This window comes from Halomonas sp. S3-1-1 (assembly GCF_023757625.1).
In the GTDB taxonomy this organism is placed as follows: Bacteria; Pseudomonadota; Gammaproteobacteria; order Pseudomonadales; family Halomonadaceae; genus Vreelandella.
The window spans coordinates 129,735-148,404 of record NZ_JALGBZ010000005.1; the positions used below are offsets into that span (position 1 = coordinate 129,735).

An 18,670-nucleotide genomic window follows, 5' to 3' on the forward strand; every position below is an offset into this window, starting at 1 on the left:
CGTTGAGTAAACTCAACAGGGAACGTATCGCACTTGGCTAAGTCTGGCTAGGCGTTAGGCCGTGACGGGCAGGCTATGTGTTCGCCCCATTAGCCGCTCCACTTCCCTCCGCGTCGAGTCCGCTTCGCCAATGTGGTGCCGCATCGCGAGCACCTCGGCTTCGCAGCAGGCTACATTGAACCCCGCTTGTTTGAGCTGGCCGAGCAGGCGCAGCGTGGGCGATGGGGCGCTTTCGCCGTGCAGGTGCCGGGCCTTGACCCAGTGACGGTTCGGGTACGCCGTGGGCAGGTCGTTGGCCCAGTCCTGTTTAAGCTGCGGGTTGATCTCCGGCCACATCGCCATCGGGTAGTGAATGGCGGGCTGCGCCGGGGGCGGCGGCTCGACGGGCAGCGACTGCCGGGCGAGGTAGTCGCCCTCGATGATCTTCTGGGTTTCGCGCTCGATGCTCTCTTGCACGAACACCATGGCGCGGTCGACCTGCGCCGGGGTGGCGTCCTCGATATGCGCCAGCCCGAGGTAGCCGTTGACCAGTTTCCACATGCCGGCGTAGTCGGCGCTCTCGCCCTGGGCGCTGCGCAGATTGGCCAGGGTGCGTACGGCGCGGTTCAGTGGCTTGCGGTCATCGATAGTGGTGAAGCGCGGGTTCTCGGCGCCGCCGTGCTGCCAGTAGTCGTTGAGTACCTCGAAGCACTCTTCCTGATACTCAATCAAGCGATCGCGCACCTCGGGCTTTACACGGGCGGCATCGACGCCAAACAGCCAACCATTCAGCTTTGTCAGTGGCAGAGTCAAAACCTTCTGAAGGCCACCTTTTGAAGGTGCGGTTATGATAACCGCACCTTTGGAAAGAACCGCATTACGCTTGATTCGCTGACGCTGGCCATGCCACTCAAGCCCGATGCCGTCACAGATTGGTTTCATGGCTACGCGAATGATCCCGCTCACGTTGAATGTCGGGATACGAATGCCATGAAAATCGATTGAAACCGGTGAAGCGGTAAGTGCTGTCATGATGAACTCCTCGTTCTTAATGGAGTTCGCCCTTTCCACTACCACATGATGGGGGCGAACCGTACGCGGGGTGGTAGACCGGTGAACGTAGGCAAACCGGCACACCCGGAGGTGTCCCGCGCACGGCCCGCCATAACGGGCACAAAAAAAGCGCCTATGGGCGCTGTGCGCCATACGTCCGAATCGGGCTACCACACCCGAGCCACTGATTTTGCAGCGGCTCGAGAATGTTGGCCCAACTCGGCGCAGGCGTCAAGCGGTCCCGCTATTATGAGGGCGCGCTGAGCGCTTCCCAAGCCTGTTGATGGGCCTGTTTGGATTTACAGTACCCACCCTATCGCGCCAATCAATGCCGCCATACCCAGCAACGTGGCCGCGATCAGCGCCGCGATCGACAAAAGCAGCCCCGCACGATCCGCGCCTTGTTCAGACATACGACCTTCCACTTTTATAATGTTCTTTAAATTAGACATGTCTACGCACTCATTAGCTCTATTTCTAGCTAATTACTGAACGCAGAAGTTCATTTACGTCGCTTTTTAGATCGTTTTTTCATATAGATATTATAAATTAACAATTCCTCGCCGCCATGCTCTTACCATGAGGAGTTGATCAGAATCCTGTTGAGTTCGCCGTCAGCGGGCTTCGCCGTCATTAGGCATAAAAAAACCCCGCCGGGGCGGGGCTTCGAGGTTCATGCAATGCTTAATTACGTCGACTTGCCATACTGACTACTTCGCCCGGGGTCGCTTCTTCCGTAAGCTCCAACTGGCTCATATTGGACGCTACATCGGCCAGCGATTTCACCACGATGCCGACCGCCTCAGCCTTCGCAAGCATTTTTTTATCATGCGTCCATAGCTCATCACCGCCATAGGCTTGAGTCATCGCAATTATCTGCCTATCGAAGCTGATCTTCTTCTTGGGATCATCAACGCCTTTCAACTGCTTGAGTTCTGAATTGTTGACGAGCTGCGCGCAGTTGATCGCGCTGATCGCATCAAAATTGATCAGGTCGAAGCATGCAACGCTATTGATTACCGATAAGTACTCACGATGCAACGTGTGATCTTCTACCCTGACAAGAATTTCGGACAAAGCCGGCGTAGGTATCAGTATGCGATCAGCTTTGGTGTTCATTAGATCGAGCAAGGCTTCTGCCCGCCCTTCTGGATTATCAATGACCTCGTCTGTGCGTGGGCAAACCAAGTCGTTGCGGCCACCTACCTTGAGAATCTGCATGAGTATGTTGGCATCAACGACTAGCCGCACGTTAGCTCCTGTTATCCAGTATGTCGGTGTGAACTCCCTTATCACCTGGAAGCTTTATACCGCCCAACGCCCTGAGCTTGTTGAAGGCTGACTTGGGATCGAGGCTTTCGATGACCTCATAGCTGTGAATTACTATTTTACGGAGCTGCCAATCGCCACCAATTTCCATCTGCTCCCACTCACCTTCTCCATGCGCGTGGATATGTTTGAACAGATCTTTGCCAAGTGCAGTGGCAAGGGTTTGATTCGTATCCCCATAGACGACTTTGCCTTCCATATCCTCTATTCGGACAGGAATGGTGTCGTCCTTGCCGCCCACTGAGTACAGGCGACCTTTGACAGAGCAAGCCATCTTTTGAGACAGCGCACTGACTTGAGCGCTTCTCTTCCTGGTGGGCAAGCGAACTATCTGAACCTTCCCGGCGTAGAACTCACCCTCGTAGCCATCTTTTTCAATTTGGCCTAGAAGCTGATTGTAGGGGTCCATGTATTTTCTGGCGGCCTTGCCCTCAGACGCCTGCTTAACATGCTGTAAAGCTTCATCGTAATCGGCATCGTCAACGGCAATTTTCAAACACGCACAGCCAGGCTCTACCTCGGTAAGGGTTTTGACTTCCTTACCGCCATAGAGCTTGTCCAGGCAACCGAGATACTTCGACAGGCTTGCCAAGGGCAGCGTGTCGGGATCGGTCCCATGTAGCTTAAGCGTGAGGTGCTTCATTGCGTGTGACTTCTACCGTATGAATCCACTTTAAGTGAACTGCAAAATAGCGCATCCCTGCGCCAGACTCAAAAATATTTGCCGCTTACTCTAGGGAACAAACCGCCCTCTCGAATCCAGCCCCATCCTTGCGCGCATCTCATCCAGTAGACGCTCCTGATTTGCCAGGTGGTGCTCCATGATTTGTTTATGCCGCTGCCAGCGCTCTTCTTCTTCCTGCTCGGCGATGTGGGTCTGGCTGTTGATCACCGCCAGGGCGCCGGCCTCAATGTGCTGGATCTGCGTTAAGCGCTCGTCCTGCTCATCAAACGAGAGCCGGGCGAACTTGGGGTGGCCATAGAGCGCTGTATAGTCGATACCCTGGCGGTGCTCGCCGGTCATGCTGGCGACCACACGCCATTGGGTGCGCATCGCAAGAAACAGCTCGAGCGCTGGCCAGTGCTCCTCCCACACCTCGAAGTGCGTCGGCGCTTCGGGCGGGGCGTCGGCGTCTTTCAGGCCCCAGCGGTCGGCGTCCTGCTTTCGCTGGTCCTTTGGCGCCGGGCCCTGCGCCCACCACTGGCCAGCGCCTCTTAGTTTTTTGCCGCGGCCTGGTTGCGCCCTTCCTGCGCGGCGAACCAACTGAGGATCAGCGGACGCCGAATGTAGGTGGTCTGCATCAGAACCTCGATCAGCGCCTTGTCGAACGGCATTTCCTTGCCGTCTTCGCCCTTGATGCCGGTAACGTTTTTCAGGTCCTCGAGCAGTTCTTCGTCCTCCTTCTTGCCCGCCTGCTGTTCATTGACGATCTTGCGGTAGTCGTCCCAGCTGTGGAGCGTCCAGGTGGCCTGAATCGTCGACGGCTTCTCCGCCTCGGGCACTTGAACGGGAACATCGACGGTGATGGTCGGGATTTTCTTGAGTACGAGGGACATGGTGCTTTCCTTATGATCGAGACAAACAATGGCGCCGCCTCAATGGGCGGCGCGGTGTGTGGGTGGCTGGGTTTAACGGAACACGTAGCGGTAGTCGCCGTCGCCTTCGGGCGCGGAGAGCAGGCGAGTGTCCATCGTGCAGTGGGTGATGCCTTGGTTGTCCGCTTCCTGGTAGTTGGAAAGCTGGACGCGGGCGGCTTCGAACTCAACGATGTTCCCCGGCACGTCGTTGTGAGTGAACACCACTTCGCCTTCGGTCGTGCCGTTGTGCGACTCGATCAGCTCGAAGATGTTGAGGTCTTCAATCCGCGGCTTCTGGATGTTGAGCTGTCCACTGGCTTGGCGATCGGTAATATGAACGCCTTCGTAGTTCACCAGGTTGCGGTGCTCGACCTGAGCCGCCATGTCAAATGACCAGGACTGCATCGGCACCTTCTGGCCGAACAGCTCGAACACGCTATTTTGCTTGTTCACCGGCACTTCCTTGGCCTGCGGCGCGCGGGTACCGCCAGCGGGCGGCGCCGATTTATAGGGGCGTTGATACAGGCCGGTAAGGCTGAATTCAAAGTACGGCATCGCCTTGGCGTCAGTGGTACGTGTGACCGTGCCACGCGCTCCGGGTAGCACCTGCAGCTCGTCGTTGTCGGACCACCAGAACAGCGAGATCGAGTGAAAGTTGCGCGACACGGGGGCGTACGCCACATGGGCATTGTTGTCGCTCGCGTCGATCGTTTCACTGTGGCCAGCAGCGAGCATGAGCAACCAGAAGGACGGCGGTACGCCAGGCGTGCCGGAGCCCGCGTAGGGCACGCGAATGGTGCGCGTGGAATACGGGGCGACATTGACCTGCTCGTTCGCACCGAAGCCTGGCTTCATGCGCTCACGCTCGGCGGTGTCGCCCTGGTAAACGCCGGGAGATTCCTTGGTCATGACGTCGAAAAACACCATGCCACTGAGGTCGTCCGGCGTAACGCCGTATTGGTCCTCGATGACCGCGCCGACGGTCATGATTCGCCAGAGTAGCGGTTCACTCATTGCCTGAGTCCTCTTTCTTGGCCGCCGGCTTGGCGGACTTGCCGGCGGGCTGCGCGGCCTGGGCTTTCTTGTCACCCTCGGCGGTCGCCGGGGCGGGTTTGGTTTCGTGGACAAGCTGCGGCTTGCCGTTTTTGATGCGGTAGCGACCGCCGATGCTGGGCATGGGCTTTCTCCAGGCGTAAAAAAACCCGCACGCGGCGGGGTTTTAGGTGGGTGGTTGGGGTCAGCTGCGAATCAGCCGGTCGTACTGATAAAGCTCGCGCCAGTAAACGTGATTGCCACTGACAGCGACGCGCTGGCCGCCGGCGTACTCAAGCGGCGCGACGCCGTCCGGCGCGCTATCGAGCCCCAGCAGCGCGCTGCTGGTGGCCCTGCGCTGCTCGTCGATCTCGTGCTGGTCGGCGATCAGTACGATGGCGATTTGCTCGCTCACCGTTTGGCGAACCTGCATGGTGCCTAGCGCGTTGGGCGCGGCGGCGGTCTGCACGGGGTGCACGAACGCCGCGGGTAGCGCCGGCGATGACATCGCCAGGCTGGTCGCCTGTAGCTCGAAATGCGCGCGGTATTGGCGCTGGTCGAACTCAAAATCGGTGGCAGCGTCGGTAATCTCCCAGCTCTCGGTGCCGGACTGGGCGGCCACGCGCTCGATCAGCTCGGTGCTCATCTTGCGCAGCGGGTCGAACTCCGGCGCGCGCAGGCTGAGCACATAGGTATCGACCCGGCCCAGCCGGTAGTCGTCGACCTCGATGCTGGTTTGCCCGGCCAGGCTGTACACGCCGTTGATCGCCGGTGCCTCAGGGGGCAGGTTCAGCGGCCAAAGCGCTTGCTCGACGACCGGGTCAACGAGCTGCACCAGCCCGGGCACGGTGTCGGCGCGGCTGGGGTCGGCCTCGCTGCTCGGTACCGCGGTGAGTCCGGCGGCGCTCAGGGCGTCGATGATGCGCTCGATCATTGAATCGTGCCCCGCTTGCGTTGACGGTCGAGGTATTTGGACAGCCCTTCGTAGAAGCGCTGCGGCGTGCCGCTCTGGTTCTGCGCCAGCGCGGGCGCGAGGAACGGGTTGGGCGTCATGTGCTCGGTGCCGTGTTCATGCCACAAGCCTTTTCGCCCTTGCCAGCGGCCATTGATGCGGCGGTTGGCACCGATGAGTATGCCGACTTCATCGGGCTTAAAGCCCAAGCGGCTGCGCTGGCGGCGGTTGATGTTGCGATGCCCGATCGCTTGGGCCATGTCGCCGCTATCCGCCGGCGCCAGTTGTTTGGCTGTTTTCTTGATCGGCGACGCCACGGTCACGAGCCCGGCGCTTATGGCGCGTTCGCGCAGATTGCTTTCGAGCGCCTTTAGCTCCTGCTGCACGTCGTGCAGGAGCTGCCCACTCAACTGAAATTCAAACCCACTCATGACACATCAGCTCCAGTTCCGTGCGCTGGCCGCCAAGATCAATCGGGCGCCCTTCCACGCGGTACACCACCTGGCCGTACCGGACGCGTAGTGTTTTGCCGGTGGCAGCGGCGATGTCGGCGCGCCAGCGCATGCGTATCCGCGCCGTTGTCTCGGCGTTGGCTTCCTGGGCGGCGAACAGCGTGCGGCCGCGCAGCTGCTCGACCTCGGCCCACACCTTGCCTCCCGGCTGCCACCCTTCCGGCGTGGCGCCGGAAGCGGTGCGCTCGCCCTTCTGCCACCACTCCAGCGTGACCTGATCGCGCTTTTTGCCAATTCGCATGGTTACCCCACGGCGTGGATTCGGTACGGCCCCAGCAGCATGTCGACGCTCATGGGTACTTTTTGAAGCGGTGCATCGGCGACGCTCTCGCGGTTTTCGTACCAGTGGCCGATCAGCAGCAGGAGCGCGACCTGCACATCGGCTGGCGTTTCTTCCATCCCGGCCGTGGCCGTAATGGCGATGCACTCTGGTTCATCGGTGGTACGCGGCCACTGGCTACCCCACTGCGGCGCCAGAGTGGGGTAAATGCCGCGCGTGTCCAGGCGCAACGCTTCGGCTTCGAGCGAGTGCTCATTGCCGCCCGGGGTTATGTAATCAAGCGACTCGATGGCCGTGACCGGCGCCCAGGGTAGCTCGATCTTGCCGGCGCCGGCCGGGAAGCCGTCGAGCACCAGGGTTTTGGTTCGCGTGACCAGTCCCGCTTGGGTGTGGTGTTCGGCATACTGATAGGCAGCGTCGATGAGGCCTTGAATGATCACGTCTTCATCGGTGTACGCCTCGGCCTCTTCTTCGGTCGTGGCCAGCCGGAGGTGTAGTTTGGCGCGGGTGAGCGTGAGCATTCAGGGACTCTCGAGCAGACGTAACGGGGCTGCCGCCCAAAGGCGGCAGCGTTGAGGCAGTGAAGGGAGCGGCTTAAACCTTGTCCGCGCCCTCTGTGCCCTTCACCGGCTTGGCGGCGGGCGTCTTGTTGGCTTCGGCCTTGGCCGCCGCCGCGGCTTCTTGTACCGGCACGGCAATCTTGCGCTCTTTCATCTGCGCGACCTTGTCCGCCGGGAAGCCGGCGCGGTCGCCCTTGGCGTAACGGCCGTAGGGTTTGAGAAACAGCACGGTGGTCAGCTGAGGCGCTGACTTGGAAACGATGGCCATGGGAGGCACCTCAAGATTATGGGGTAAGAACGACCGCCCGCATGGCGCGGGCAGCATGGCAAGACATGGGCAAGCCGGTTACCAAGTGACGCCGGTACCCAGCACCAGACCTTCAGGATGGCGGAAAGCAATGTCATGCTCGCTGACCACGCGCAGCAGCGACTGGTTGCGGGCGAACGCGGATACCAGATTACCCTGGGCATCCTTGTAGGTAGCTTCGCGGCTGAAATCGATGGTCATGGTGTCGCTGTCGCCGATCACCACATCGTTGAAGTCGGCAAAGTAGATCTCCGACTCGTTGTTGTTACCCAGCTCGGAGGTATCCAGATTCACCGGGATCGTTGTGGTGTGGCGAATCGGGTACCCCTTGAGCTGGCCCTGGGCCATTTCCGGATAGACCTTGTTGCCGTTGCCGTCGCGCAGGCCGAAGAGCTTCATGTAGGTTCGCGGTGACAGGCCCCACCCCGGGGTGATCAGCAGGCTGTCGCTTTCCATCAGCTTGAGCATCAGTCCGTCGAGGTAGGCATCGATGGTCTGCAGATCAGCGGTGCCTTCCCACGGCACAACGCGGCCCTCGCGCTGACACACTGCACGGAAACCGGTCGGCGTGTCGTTAGTACCATCGTCACGCAGAAAGCCCTTGTCCTCGCGTACCGCCATGCTGGCAAGCATGTCATTCAGAAAAATCTGCTCGACCTGAAACCCCGCGCGCCCGATCAACTGGTTGCTCATCGGCACCAGCGTAATCATGGTCTTGGCGGTCAGCTTCACGTCGTCAGTGCTGGCCTCGGATGCGAGCACGTCAGCGCCCTCGCCCACGTAGCCGGACGTAGCGCCAGATGCCATGCGCGGGATACTGAGGTTGCCGTTGGGCAGCGGCATGGAGCGCGCGCCCAAGCTGCGCACGATGGTCTTCGGGCGCAGTAGTTCGATTACCTCGTCGTGCAGGTTCTCGGGTACCAGTGAACCGCCGGAATTGGCACTGGTATCGATCGCCATGGCGACATCGGCATCACCGATCTCGCCGCTGGCGAACTTGGAGGCCAACTGCAGGTCACCCTTGCCCGCAGCGACGGCCATCGCCATGCGCGCCACCTTTGCGCCGGTGTACTGCTTGAGTTCGGGCTTGGTGTGCACCGCAGGCGCTTGACCACTGCCAAAGCTCGGTACCGCGGTTGAGGCTGCGGCGTTCATGCGCTCGACGCTTTCGGCGCGGGCCAGCTTGGTGCTGACTTGATCGAATTCGGCGGCAAGCTTATCGAATTCAGCCAGTTGCTCTTCGTTGAGTTCACCGGCTTCGGCTTCGATCTCGGCCAGGGCCTGCACCTGCGCGTTGATCTCGGCACGCTTGCGGCGGAGTTCTTCAATGCCCATGGGGTATTCCTCTTCGTTTAGGTACAAAAAAGGCGGCTCGTGGCCGCCATGGTGAGGCTCCGCCGCGTGGCTAGAGCTGACTGCTGGTATCCAGCGCCCGCGCCTGGGCGCGAATGCTGCGAGTGTTTCGGGGGGTGGAGCCGGTGTTGCTTGTATAACGCTCGGCGGCGGCGTTGATCGCATCCTGTGCCGTGGCCACTTCGTCGATCAGGTTGGCCGCCAGCGCGTCGCGTGGCCGATAAAGCCGCGCTTGTGTGTCGATCACGGCACCCACCTCGAGTCCGCGATAGCTCGCCACCGATTCGGTGAACTCGGCGTAGCTGCCATCGAGCATGGCGTTGATCTCCTGCACGGCCTGATCGGTGATCGGCTCGTGCGGCGACATGTTGTTCTTATGGTCGCCGCGGTAGTAGGTGTTAAACGTGATCCCCATCTCGGACTCCATGCGGCTGACCTCGTAGGTTTCGATGATCACGCCGATGGAGCCGACGCCCGCCGTGGGGCTGGCGATGATGCGAGTGCACGCGGCGGCCAGGTAGTAACCAGCGGAATACGCAGCGAAATTGACCAGCGCGGTGATCGGCTTGATGGCGGTGCTAGCCCGGATGAAATCGGCCAGTTCCTTACAGCCCATGGCCTGGCCGCCGCCGGTGTGGAAATCGAGGAAGATCTCTTCGACCAACTCGTGCTTGAGCGCGGCGTTGATCTGGCTGCGCAGCTTCTCGTAAGAAACCAGCTCTTCGCAGGCGGCGTTGATCTGCCCGCGGCGCGCGACCAATACGCCCTGCACCGGGATAATGGCAATACGTCCGGTGACATTGAGGCGCTGCAGTTCGCGGTCGCCATCGTGACCGGCATCCATACCGAGAGTCTGAGGCATATCGTGGGCCCGGCCGAGCAAGCGGGGTTCGAGCACGCTACGTACGGCCTGCACCAGCGTGGGGGTGGCGAACAACGGTGTGTTGAACACCATCGACGCGATGTGCGGGTAGTTGATCATTGCGTGCATGCAAGTATTCCCTCGATCTCTTTCATTTGTTGGGGTGTGGCATTGAGCGACTGCCCCATCTTCTGCGAGTCGACCATGTTCATGGGCGTCAGGTAGCGGTCGCCGCCAGCGATCGGCGGCATGTTCTCGAGCCGACGGATGTCGTTGACGCTGAGCCAGCCCCATTGGCGAGCAATGGCGTAGGCCTCGAAGCGCGATTTCTGATCGCCGCGCAGCAGCCCGGAGACGTTGAACTCGATGTAGAGGTTCTTGCGCTCTTCGGGAAGCAGCAGGTCGCGCATCATGGCGGCCTCTTTGCGCTTGATCCACGGCATCAGGGTGTAGATGACGAACTGAAGCCCCAGGTGCTCGATGTTGTTGAACGTGGCCTTGTCCAAATGCTGAATCATGTTGGGCGCGACGCGATACAGGCGGCAGACCTCGACCACGCCAAAGTTTCGCGACTCGAGCAGCTGCGCCTTTTCGTTATCCATCGCCAACTGCTTGTACTGCATGCCCTCCTGAAGCAGCGCCACCGAGAAGGCATTGCGCAAACCGCCACCGTGACGCTCGGTAAACTTGTCGAGTAAACGGTCAACGTTTGCCTGGTCTGCGATGGCGGTGGCTTCCCGCGGCCGCTCGATCACGCCGGCCATCGTGGCACCGCGCTGGAACACCGCCGAGGCGTGCTGCTCGGTCGCCATGGCCAAGCCGATGGTGTCGGCGTTGGTGGCGATCGGCGAAATGCCCAAGTAGCCGTCGAGCGAAAACCCTTTGACGTGATGCACTGAGCGCATCGGCAGGATCTGATCGGCATAATCGACGAGCTGGTAATACGGAAGCCCGTCCGGGCCTTTCAGCACACGCATCTTTTTGGGGTGTACCGGGATCAACTCGGTCGGGTAGCCCGCGCCATCGCGTTCGATCAGCGAGAACTCGTTGCCTTCGAGCGTCAGGCTGCCCATGCCCTGCTCGTAGTATTCGAAGCTGGTGTCTTTCTTGTTGGGCTGGTTGTGGATCACGTCATAAAGCGGATGGTCAGTGGCGCGCTCGCGGCCACCGTCGCTGTCGCGGCGGTAGAGCTCGCAGGGCAGCTGCGCTACCGACTCGGCCAGCAACGTAACGCAGGCGCGCAACGCGCTGACGCCCAAAGCGTTCTCGGTGTTCACCATGGTGCCAGCGGCACTCTGACGGCCTGAACGAGAGCTTACCCAGTTGCCAGACCAGTCCTGCACGCTTCGCTTTCGGCTAGAAGATGATGCGGATGATCTGAAGAGGCTTGGCACGAACATCAGCAATCCTCTTCATCGTCGGCCACTGCTGCCGGTAGCGCGTTCCGAGCGGCCGCCCGTGAGGCGAGCCAGGACCAGAGTAGGCAGAAACCGCCGGCGACCATGTAGCCAGCGGCGGGGAGTATCAGCCATGCGCCAAAGGCCACCAGCCCGACACCCAGCAGGCCTACAGTAAGAGTGATGAGGTTAATCAGCATGTCACGTCCGAGGTGTCGTAAATGGATTCTTCCGGCTCGTCGTTTTCGGTGAGCACGGCCCGCCCCAACGCCATCAAGATGGCGATGATGCCGTCGATCTTGTTCTCAGGCTTTTCCTTGCGCGGGTAGATGTTGTCCTTGGCATCGGCCTTGGCCACCACGTTGCTGGCCATCCAAGTAAGCACCGGGCACTTGGCGTGCCGGAAGCGCCCGCCTGTGATCGCCGCCTCAAGCTCCCGCATTGCCGGGCTCATGTTCTGAACCGTGTTGCGGTACTCGACGATGCTAGCGCCATCGGCCATCAACTGGTGGGCGAGCTGTGTGGCACGCCACGGGTCGTAGGCGATTTCGGTGATCTCGAACATACCGGCCAGATCCTTGATCTCTTCGCGGATCAGATCGAAGTCGAGTTCCTCGCCATCGGTGATTACCAGATCGCCGTTGTTCTGCCAGGCCTCATAGGCGGCCTTGTTCGTGCTCGCCCGCTCGACCGCCCCTTCAGGCAGGTAGTTGCGAACGAACACCGTCCAGCGCGTTTTCAACCGGCCCTTCTTGTCAGGCACTTCATCGCGGAACAGTAGTGCGATGCTCGCGATGTCGGTCTTGCTGGCAAGGTCGACACCCATCCAGCACGGCTGGCCGATGAAGTCCTCGAGCTTGAGCGAGGGATCACCCAAGGCGTGCCAACTTGCCATGTTGAGCCAGGCCGTGCGCGCGCTTACCCAGACGTTCAGGTGCTTCGTCAGAAACGAGTTCTGGCGGCTTGGGTACCGAATGGCGTCACGCTGCGCCTTGAGCAAAAACTCTTCGCTGACCGAGACGCCAAAGTTCGGGTTGGCCTTGCGTAGTACCGCCGGATCTTTCCAATCGTCACCATCGTCGATGGTGTAGATGATGGCGAAGAGCTCATCGTTGGGCAGCGCCCCGTCGAGCATCTGTTGAGCCTGACGCCGCTTGTCGTAGCAAGGGCCGGCCAGGTTGAAGCCCGCGGTGGTGATGATGAACATCAGCGGCTGGTCGCGGGCGCCCATGCCGGTCAGCATGGTTTCATAGAGGTTCGGCGTCTGGTGTTCGTGGAACTCGTCGACCAGCGCGCAGGAAGGCGAACTACCGTCGCCCGGGTTACCGATCAGCGGCTCCAAGCGGCTGCCGTCTTCAGGAATCGAGATGTTCTTCGCCATGATCTCGATGCCCGCGGCGCTGACCAACGCCGGCGACTTCATGAGCATCAAGCGGGCCGGGCGAAATACCTCCCACGCTTGTTTTTCGGTCGTCGCGCCGCAGTAAACCTCAGCGCCGTACTCGCCATCCGCGCAGAGCATGATATTGGCGATCGCTGCCGCCAGTACCGACTTGCCGTTTTTCCGCTCGACCTCGATGTAGGCCTCGCTGAAGCGACGTAGCCCGGTTTTCTTCTTCAACCAGCCAAAAATGCTGGCGACGATGAACAGTTGCCATGGCTCTAGCGTGATCAACCGCCGCTCGCGCGCCCACTTCCCTTTCGTGTGCGGTAGCAGTTGGATGAACGCGCAGACGCGCTCGGCTTCTTCTTTATCGAACCGGTAAGGAAAGGACCGGGACTTCGACGCCTTGAGATCGTCCAGATGGCGCTGGCAAGCCTGCCGGACCTCCTTGCACGCGGGAATCCTCTTGGCCACCACGTCCCGAGCGTACTTGTTCGCTGCGTTGACGTGCGGGTACGTGGCCATAGTGCTTCATCGCTTTTTACCTAGAAGGTCTTTGAATGGGTTGCCGGCTTCCTTGGCGCCCGGCACCGCCAACCGCGAACGGCTGGCCGGATCGAGCCCCAGGGCACTGCCGTACAGCGACATTTGCTTGAGCGCGGCATTGGCCTCTGTACATGCCGGGTTCTTGATGTCCGAGTTCATTCCGGCCACCACGATGCCGTTCTTGGCTATATCCTGTTCAGCAAGTCGCCAGCGCGAGTACGCCGCACAGAACGCCTCGAGGTTATGCAGATCAGAGCCAGTCAGAATTTTGCTACCAATCAACCAGGGCGCGACCCGCTCCCACATTTCGATACCGATCGGCGAGAGCCACTCGGGCGGCAGCGGCACTTCAAGCAGCTCTTCGCCCTGGGGCTCATCGTGGTTCACTGCCCGCTTGCCAGCGTTGCCCTGCACCGCTTTCAGGTGGCTCGGCTTGGGTTTGCGACCTCGTGTCATTTGGCAATTCCTCGCGCCGACCTGATTTTTCAATTTCGCGGTTATAAAAATTTAATGGAGGCTGCGGTGTCCGCTTGCGCCAGCCTGTAGGGATTGGATCCCCCCTCCCCATCAGGCGTCGTCGCCACGGCCTCGCCGGGCCTCGCTCTGCGTCTTCGCCTTGTGGCACGGCCCGCATATCGCCTGCAGGTTGTCGTCGCTGTCAGTGCCGCCTGAGGCGATATTGACGATGTGGTCGACCTCAACAGCGGGCGTGAAAAAGCCCCGCTTTAGGCAGGGCTGGCATAGGCATTTATCTCGCCGGAGTATGCGCTGACGCTTGCGGCGCCATGGCCTACCACCGCGATCCTGCTTTCGGTTCGGTGACTTCTTCCAGTCTCTTGCCTGGTCGGCGTGCTTACCGCAGTAGCCGTGTGTATTGGTCGTCTTGCCGCTGCACATGGGGGCACGACATGGACGCGGCGGAGAACTAGGCATTAATCATCACTCGCATCGTTTGCCAATATCTCGACCGTCGCCGCCCGATCAGCATTTACCCGCCGGCGCAGCGCTTCGTATTGAGCGAGCAGCTCGAGCAGCCCCTTGTTACCTTGCAGTATCAACTGGGGTGCCGGCAGCTCGCTGGTCAGGTGGGCGGGCACGATCGGGCACTGATCCATCGTCGCGGGCGTCGCCGGTCTGGAGTTGGCGCACCCAGTCAGCAATACCGCCAGGCACATCGCCATCCATCCAGTCACGTGCTTGCGCATCGGTCTCTCCCAGTTGCTCGAGCGCGGTACGGCTGGCGCTCATGTCCAGAGCTATACGATCCAGCGCACGGTCTCGTGCTGCCATTGCTTCATTCAGCGTTTCGATCTGCTGGCGCTGCCATTGCTGGTGCTCCTGCAGCACATCGGCCCGCGTTCGCTGGCGCTCGGCTTCGGCCTGGTAGGCGTCGCGCTGCCCCGTCACGTGCTGCCAGTACCACCAAGCAGCCAACAGCATGAGCGCAGCGATCGCTAAGGCCAGCGCTTTACTCTGTAGCTTTGCCAGCATGGCGCGGCCTATCGGTGACAGATTGCTTGAGGCTTCGAAGGATGACCGCGGCGCTGGATAGCATGGCGCCCGCCAGCACGAAATAGCGGTCGGCAATGATGCCATCCCAGAAAGGGAGCAGCGCTTGCGCCGTCGTGACCGCGCTCAGTATGGCGGCGTGGTTGGACCACAGCCGGTGCCACACATGGGCATCATCTGCCAGTTGAGGCTTCTTCATTGGTTACTCTCCGGTATGATCGCGGCGCTGCCCGTCCAGCCTGGATCCGACATCATCTGCTGAGTCGCGCGGCACTGTTGCACTTCGCGCTCCAGCGTCGAAATGCGACGGCGCAGGTTGCTCGTGTAGCCCTGCTCGTCACCCAACTGCTGTTCGTTATCGCTGGCCTGCGCCTCAAAGCTGCCCGCCTTGGCCTGCTCTTCACTTAGCGCATAGGTCAGCCCATAGACCGCCGCGCGGTACGCGGTCACAGTGCTGGCGAAGTCCTCGCGGATCGCCGCCTTGTCGAACGTCTGAACCACGGCGAACACCGACGCGAGCACGAACGACCAGAGGAAGCCGCGATAGAGCCGCCGGTATTTCCGCGCGCTCGCCATCGCCGCCTTGTAATCGCTCGCTGTCATCACTTGTCACCCTTCACGCCCAACCACCGGTCGAGCCTGCTTTCGAGTTTCACCATGCCCACGTAACCAATGCCGGCACCGATACCGGCCGCCCACGATGGGTCGGCGCCCAGGGTGATAGAGATAGGCACCATGCCGTAAGAGGCCAGCCCTACCATCGGCACCTCCAGCCACTTGCGCGGCGGACGCGGTGGCAGCGAGCCCAGTATCTTGAGACCCGCCATGATCATTGCGGCGATTGCAGCGCTAACCGGCGGCTCAGCGATGAACGCCCGAAATGCCAGCCAAGCCATAAGCAACATCTCTGGCATGGCTCACCTCAGTTGTTCTGTCGCCGGTCTGACCTCGCCAGAGCGTTGATGAGGGGAATAAACGACAACATGGCCAATGAGACCAGTACGCGCCATGTCACATAGCGCGTCTCGACCTCGAGCGGCATCGTGTAGTCCGTCAAGCGCAGCGCGATCACCGCCGCGGCAATGCCCAGCACACACTCGATCGCGAACCGGGATTGACTATTGCGCGTGGTGCGCAGCGCTGAGATGCAGCGGTAAACGATATAGATACCGATCGGCACGTGAGCTATGGCCAGCAGATCAGATACCCAGTGAATCATCATCCACCTCCTGCGATCTCGAGCTGGCTAACGGCGTCGACTTCTTCAATCCATTGGCCGTGCCACTCTTCAGGGGTATCGGCCCACATGTCGTGCAAGCCATCGCGATAGGTGCGCCAATCAAAGCAGGGGCAGCCGCGCGATTCATGCCCGGGAAATCCGTTGTGCCCCATGATCAGCGCCTCGGGGTAGCGCTCATGTAGATCGGTCAGTACCGCATCCAGCGCCGCCCACTGCTCAGCCGTGAAGTTGTCTTCCGGCGTCTTGCCGTCATCCTTTACGCCGCCGGCCATACACACGCCAATATTGCCGGTGTTGTAGCCGCCAACGTGGGCGCCGGTCTGATTCTCGGGCCGCCCGCACTCGAGCGTGCCATCACGGCGGATCACATAGTGATAGCCCACATCACGCCACCCACGCGCCAGGTGCCACTCACGAATTTCAGACACGCCGATGTCCATGCTGGCCGTGGTGGCCGCACAGTGGATGGTGATGTAGCGCATGGATGCCTCGAATAGAAAGGCCCTGCACGACCAGGGCAAGGCGTACCAGTGGCACGCAATGGGAACAGCGGAAAGCAAAAAGCCCCGCCGGGTGACCGGCAGGGCTCTTTGATGTGTGGCGGCCAGCGTCAGTTAGCGCCAGCCTAGAAACATCATAGACTGGTCGTGGAGTAGATACAACATGCGCGAGCAAGCATGACATCTAAAAACCTTGCAATGGAAACTATGTTTCCATATAATAAATACATCACCCAAGGAGAACAGCCATGAAACTACTTCACACCAGCCCTAGCGAAATCACCGAAATAAACTCTTTCGGACGCTTTGGAGAGTTCCTGTTCTTTGCCGATGAAGCCTATACGATGACAGCTGGCGACCATCTGACATACAGCATCGAGATTAACGAAGATGACATCATCGAAGCTAGCCAGTTGTTCTACCACGCCGATGCGGAAAAGCTCTCTGACTTGGTTGCCGAGCTAGCAGCAAAGCTCAGCATTGATGAAGACGACGCCGAGGCGCTGATCGACGAAAGCAAAAGCATTTTCGATCTGGATCTCGACATCGAGCCCGAAGATATGGCCGATGCCAGCTGGGATGTTCAGATATTCACCGCTCGAGCCGCCCAAATCCTTGGATTCCGCGCGGTCGAAGTTGAAGACGAGCAGGGTGCAGCCTTCATGGTCAGTATGATGGGTCGCGAATCAGAGCTGGTGAAAGCATGATCGACGCCGAAAAGTATCACAGACCCGAGCAAGCGGCAGAGCTGATCAATAAAGCCCTAGAAGTTTGCAAGACAAAGCCTGAGCTGGCGCGGCGCCTTGGCATGACTCGCCAGTACATTAACGCCATCCTGCGCGCCGACAAAACGATGAGCTATGGAATGCAAATCATGCTTGAGCAATTAGCGAGCGAAAGCCCTGCGGCGGACAGGGCTTCCAGTGACACCTAAACCTGCGCCAGTGCCAACAGCTCGGCGCGGGCAAACCGGGCAGCATCCTTCACCGCCATTCCGTTCTTAAAGATCGCTTCCCCCCGATTCTTATTCGGCACCAGATGCCTCACTCCCTGCTTATCGGTCTCCACCACCGTCGGCACAATATCTCCCATCACTGACAGCGACCCCATCTGCAGCATGCGCGAGTACATCGGCAGGTGCTTGGCGATGAAATCGTAGGACTCAGCCCACGGCGCCGCTTGCTGGGTCGGCATTGGGTGCAGCTTCGCCGCGCGGATCAGCACGGCCAGCCGTGCGCGCGGACGCAGGCGGGCCGACTCGAGCCACGCCCGGGCGAACTCATGCGCCGCGCTTACCCGGCTACCCCGCTCATACGCGATCGCCAACGGCTCAGCCGCCGCGGTACCGCCGCCGGGCTGCTGCCCCAGCGTCGCCGCCGGGCTGAACGGCTGGAATCCCTCGTTCTGGTGCATGTGCCACGTCACACGCTCGGCCTCCATGTCGAGCACCCTGTCGACGAACGCGCGGGTCGCCTCCAGGTCGTGGTCGGGGTGTGCCGCGCGCGCCAGCTCCCGCAGTCGCTGAATGCCCATGTTCCGATAATCGCGCATTGCGCCCCCTGTGTTCAGTTGTAGTGCCGCGCTCATTCGCCCTTTCTCCATTCGGTACCGCTATTCAAATGCACGCCCGCTGTGTCTTGGTGCGTAGTCCGCCCCAGCTCGGCGTATTCCCTCAGCACGGCCTTGGCTTCTTCCAGGCCTACTGCCAACACAGCGCAATAACCACGTTCGTCAGCCAGCGCCAGCCACTCCCGCTGGCTCGGCGCCAGCGCGGCGGTGTGCGGGGCGCTGGCTTTGAATTCCAGATAGAGGCCATGCCAACCACCCCGGGCGTCCATCACCACCAGATCGCTCACGCCACTTTTCACACCCTGCCGCTTCATCGCGGCGCCGGTAGCTTTCGAGCGCTGGCCACCGTTGGGCACGTGATATGTGACATCGTAGAGCGCGCCTACCCGGGTGCCGCGCTGGCACTCGCCGAGTAGCCAGCGGATCAGCACCGCCTGCTCCTGCCCCTCCCAGTCGACCGGCCGTTTGCGTGGCGCAGTGCTGGCGCCAGCGGGGCCGAGTATGCGGCGGGGTTTGCGTGTTGTCGTCATGCCTCACCCCGCTGGCGCTTATGCGTCTTCTCCGCCGACCAGTAAACGACGCTGGCAGCGACCAGTATCACCGGCATTACCAGAGCGCCGTGATAAATCAGCCAGAAGACGCCAGCCCAGCGTGCGACCCGAAACAGCATGCTTATGGGCCGTGGCCATAGCCTGCTCACGTCACCGAATCCTTGGGAGTGGCACAAG

At 60.6% G+C, this 18,670-nt stretch carries 30 protein-coding genes; 2 read left to right on the forward strand and 28 right to left on the reverse strand.

The window, feature by feature from the left end; genetic code table 11:
* Positions 1–54: 54 nt before the first annotated feature.
* The 25 genes from MQW23_RS15160 to MQW23_RS15280 form a co-directional block, all read right to left on the reverse strand.
* Positions 55–1,011 carry a phage antirepressor N-terminal domain-containing protein gene (locus tag MQW23_RS15160; protein WP_252109047.1) on the reverse strand — a complete coding sequence of 319 codons (957 nt, stop codon included), beginning with the start codon at positions 1,009–1,011 and terminating at the stop codon, positions 55–57.
* A gap of 705 nt (positions 1,012–1,716) precedes the next feature.
* Complete coding sequence (locus tag MQW23_RS15165) at positions 1,717–2,283, reverse strand: hypothetical protein (RefSeq protein ID WP_252109048.1); 567 nt, start codon at positions 2,281–2,283, stop codon at positions 1,717–1,719.
* Position 2,284: 1 nt separating this feature from the next.
* Complete coding sequence (locus MQW23_RS15170; RefSeq protein WP_252109049.1) at positions 2,285–3,004, reverse strand: hypothetical protein; 720 nt, start codon at positions 3,002–3,004, stop codon at positions 2,285–2,287.
* Positions 3,005–3,094: 90 nt separating this feature from the next.
* Positions 3,095–3,625 (reverse strand): DUF1799 domain-containing protein, encoded by a 531-nt coding sequence (locus tag MQW23_RS15175; protein ID WP_252109050.1) that lies wholly within the window; start codon positions 3,623–3,625, stop codon positions 3,095–3,097.
* Positions 3,577–3,918 (reverse strand): hypothetical protein, encoded by a 342-nt coding sequence (locus MQW23_RS15180; protein WP_252109051.1) that lies wholly within the window; start codon positions 3,916–3,918, stop codon positions 3,577–3,579. The genes MQW23_RS15175 and MQW23_RS15180 overlap by 49 nt, the downstream gene beginning before the upstream one ends.
* Positions 3,919–3,990: 72 nt before the next feature.
* A complete protein-coding gene (locus tag MQW23_RS15185; RefSeq protein ID WP_252109052.1) occupies positions 3,991–4,953 on the reverse strand; it encodes a phage tail tube protein in 963 nt (320 codons plus the stop codon).
* Positions 4,946–5,116, reverse strand: a complete 171-nt coding sequence (locus tag MQW23_RS15190; protein WP_252109053.1) for a hypothetical protein — start codon at positions 5,114–5,116, stop codon at positions 4,946–4,948. Before MQW23_RS15190 ends, MQW23_RS15185 begins: the two co-directional genes overlap by 8 nt.
* 60 nt (positions 5,117–5,176) lie before the next feature.
* On the reverse strand, positions 5,177–5,905 hold the full coding sequence (locus MQW23_RS15195; protein WP_252109054.1) for a phage tail terminator protein: 729 nt from the start codon (positions 5,903–5,905) through the stop codon (positions 5,177–5,179).
* Entirely contained in the window at positions 5,902–6,354 is a 453-nt protein-coding gene (locus tag MQW23_RS15200) for an HK97-gp10 family putative phage morphogenesis protein (protein WP_252109055.1), read from the reverse strand. Before MQW23_RS15200 ends, MQW23_RS15195 begins: the two co-directional genes overlap by 4 nt.
* Complete coding sequence (locus MQW23_RS15205; RefSeq protein ID WP_252109056.1) at positions 6,341–6,676, reverse strand: phage head closure protein; 336 nt, start codon at positions 6,674–6,676, stop codon at positions 6,341–6,343. The genes MQW23_RS15200 and MQW23_RS15205 overlap by 14 nt, the downstream gene beginning before the upstream one ends.
* A 2-nt stretch (positions 6,677–6,678) precedes the next feature.
* Positions 6,679–7,236 carry a head-tail connector protein gene (locus MQW23_RS15210; protein ID WP_252109057.1) on the reverse strand — a complete coding sequence of 186 codons (558 nt, stop codon included), beginning with the start codon at positions 7,234–7,236 and terminating at the stop codon, positions 6,679–6,681.
* Between the two features lie 73 nt (positions 7,237–7,309).
* Positions 7,310–7,543: a hypothetical protein gene (locus MQW23_RS15215; protein ID WP_252109058.1), complete on the reverse strand. Its 234-nt coding sequence runs from the start codon at positions 7,541–7,543 to the stop codon at positions 7,310–7,312.
* A 78-nt stretch (positions 7,544–7,621) separates the two neighbouring features.
* Complete coding sequence (locus tag MQW23_RS15220) at positions 7,622–8,917, reverse strand: phage major capsid protein (protein WP_252109059.1); 1,296 nt, start codon at positions 8,915–8,917, stop codon at positions 7,622–7,624.
* A 70-nt stretch (positions 8,918–8,987) separates the two neighbouring features.
* On the reverse strand, positions 8,988–9,926 hold the full coding sequence (locus MQW23_RS15225; protein WP_252109060.1) for a S49 family peptidase: 939 nt from the start codon (positions 9,924–9,926) through the stop codon (positions 8,988–8,990).
* On the reverse strand, positions 9,914–11,140 hold the full coding sequence (locus tag MQW23_RS15230) for a phage portal protein (RefSeq protein WP_252109061.1): 1,227 nt from the start codon (positions 11,138–11,140) through the stop codon (positions 9,914–9,916). The genes MQW23_RS15225 and MQW23_RS15230 overlap by 13 nt, the downstream gene beginning before the upstream one ends.
* 56 nt (positions 11,141–11,196) lie before the next feature.
* Positions 11,197–11,394 (reverse strand): hypothetical protein, encoded by a 198-nt coding sequence (locus MQW23_RS15235; RefSeq protein ID WP_252109062.1) that lies wholly within the window; start codon positions 11,392–11,394, stop codon positions 11,197–11,199.
* Positions 11,388–13,103, reverse strand: coding sequence for a terminase large subunit (locus tag MQW23_RS15240; protein ID WP_252109063.1), 1,716 nt, complete (start codon positions 13,101–13,103; stop codon positions 11,388–11,390). The genes MQW23_RS15235 and MQW23_RS15240 overlap by 7 nt, the downstream gene beginning before the upstream one ends.
* Positions 13,104–13,109: 6 nt before the next feature.
* Positions 13,110–13,580 (reverse strand): phage terminase small subunit P27 family, encoded by a 471-nt coding sequence (locus MQW23_RS15245; protein WP_252109064.1) that lies wholly within the window; start codon positions 13,578–13,580, stop codon positions 13,110–13,112.
* A 111-nt stretch (positions 13,581–13,691) separates the two neighbouring features.
* Positions 13,692–14,057, reverse strand: a complete 366-nt coding sequence (locus tag MQW23_RS15250; RefSeq protein WP_353653850.1) for an HNH endonuclease — start codon at positions 14,055–14,057, stop codon at positions 13,692–13,694.
* Between the two features lie 108 nt (positions 14,058–14,165).
* On the reverse strand, positions 14,166–14,615 hold the full coding sequence (locus MQW23_RS15255) for a hypothetical protein (RefSeq protein WP_252109065.1): 450 nt from the start codon (positions 14,613–14,615) through the stop codon (positions 14,166–14,168).
* Entirely contained in the window at positions 14,593–14,832 is a 240-nt protein-coding gene (locus MQW23_RS15260) for a DUF7940 domain-containing protein (RefSeq protein ID WP_252109066.1), read from the reverse strand. Before MQW23_RS15260 ends, MQW23_RS15255 begins: the two co-directional genes overlap by 23 nt.
* A complete protein-coding gene (locus MQW23_RS15265) occupies positions 14,829–15,236 on the reverse strand; it encodes a hypothetical protein (protein ID WP_252109067.1) in 408 nt (135 codons plus the stop codon). The genes MQW23_RS15260 and MQW23_RS15265 overlap by 4 nt, the downstream gene beginning before the upstream one ends.
* Positions 15,236–15,547: a phage holin family protein gene (locus tag MQW23_RS15270; protein ID WP_252109068.1), complete on the reverse strand. Its 312-nt coding sequence runs from the start codon at positions 15,545–15,547 to the stop codon at positions 15,236–15,238. Before MQW23_RS15270 ends, MQW23_RS15265 begins: the two co-directional genes overlap by 1 nt.
* An 8-nt stretch (positions 15,548–15,555) precedes the next feature.
* On the reverse strand, positions 15,556–15,852 hold the full coding sequence (locus tag MQW23_RS15275) for a hypothetical protein (RefSeq protein WP_252109069.1): 297 nt from the start codon (positions 15,850–15,852) through the stop codon (positions 15,556–15,558).
* Positions 15,852–16,355 (reverse strand): N-acetylmuramoyl-L-alanine amidase, encoded by a 504-nt coding sequence (locus tag MQW23_RS15280; RefSeq protein WP_252109070.1) that lies wholly within the window; start codon positions 16,353–16,355, stop codon positions 15,852–15,854. Before MQW23_RS15280 ends, MQW23_RS15275 begins: the two co-directional genes overlap by 1 nt.
* Positions 16,356–16,621: 266 nt before the next feature.
* On the opposite strand from MQW23_RS15280, the gene MQW23_RS15285 reads away from it, so the two are divergent.
* Positions 16,622–17,080, forward strand: a complete 459-nt coding sequence (locus MQW23_RS15285; RefSeq protein ID WP_252109071.1) for an AcrIF11 family anti-CRISPR ADP-ribosyltransferase — start codon at positions 16,622–16,624, stop codon at positions 17,078–17,080.
* The gene (locus MQW23_RS15290) at positions 17,077–17,307 is read left to right on the forward strand and encodes a hypothetical protein (protein ID WP_252109072.1); all 231 of its coding nucleotides are present in this window, start codon (positions 17,077–17,079) and stop codon (positions 17,305–17,307) included. The genes MQW23_RS15285 and MQW23_RS15290 overlap by 4 nt, the downstream gene beginning before the upstream one ends.
* Here MQW23_RS15290 and MQW23_RS15295 read toward each other — a convergent pair.
* From MQW23_RS15295 to MQW23_RS15305, 3 genes are read right to left on the reverse strand one after another with little or no spacing between them, the layout of a single operon-like run.
* Positions 17,304–17,960: a hypothetical protein gene (locus MQW23_RS15295; protein WP_252109073.1), complete on the reverse strand. Its 657-nt coding sequence runs from the start codon at positions 17,958–17,960 to the stop codon at positions 17,304–17,306. The genes MQW23_RS15290 and MQW23_RS15295 overlap by 4 nt on opposite strands.
* Entirely contained in the window at positions 17,957–18,472 is a 516-nt protein-coding gene (locus MQW23_RS15300) for a VRR-NUC domain-containing protein (RefSeq protein WP_252109074.1), read from the reverse strand. The genes MQW23_RS15295 and MQW23_RS15300 overlap by 4 nt, the downstream gene beginning before the upstream one ends.
* Positions 18,469–18,642, reverse strand: a complete 174-nt coding sequence (locus MQW23_RS15305; protein WP_252109075.1) for a hypothetical protein — start codon at positions 18,640–18,642, stop codon at positions 18,469–18,471. The genes MQW23_RS15300 and MQW23_RS15305 overlap by 4 nt, the downstream gene beginning before the upstream one ends.
* Positions 18,643–18,670 lie beyond the last annotated feature (28 nt).